Origin of the sequence: Achromobacter sp. GbtcB20 (genome assembly GCF_019091095.1) — a bacterium.
In the GTDB taxonomy this organism is placed as follows: Bacteria; Pseudomonadota; Gammaproteobacteria; order Burkholderiales; family Burkholderiaceae_B; genus Achromobacter; species Achromobacter mucicolens.
On sequence record NZ_JAGXJZ010000923.1, the window covers coordinates 1 to 234 of the forward strand.

A 234-nucleotide genomic window follows, 5' to 3' on the forward strand; every position below is an offset into this window, starting at 1 on the left:
TTACCCCGAGGCCGGCTTTCCGGCTTTATTGCGCGACGCCGCCCTGGCGGTGGCGTGGTCCCAGCGCCATATCGGCGACTACGGCGGCGACCCGGCGCGTGTCTACGTCGCCGGCCACAGCGCCGGCGGCTACATCGCGGCCATGCTGGCGCTGGGCAAGCGCTGGCTTGCCGCCGCCGGGTCCAGCCCCGCGTCGCTGGCCGGCTGGATTGGGCTGGGCGGGCCCTATGGCTT

1 protein-coding gene is annotated in these 234 nt (G+C 73.9%); it reads left to right on the plus strand.

Annotation, left to right across the window (positions count from 1 at the left end; genetic code table 11):
* A partial coding sequence (locus tag KVT32_RS31645) for an alpha/beta hydrolase (protein ID WP_217619590.1) occupies positions 1–234 on the plus strand: 234 nt, incomplete at both ends.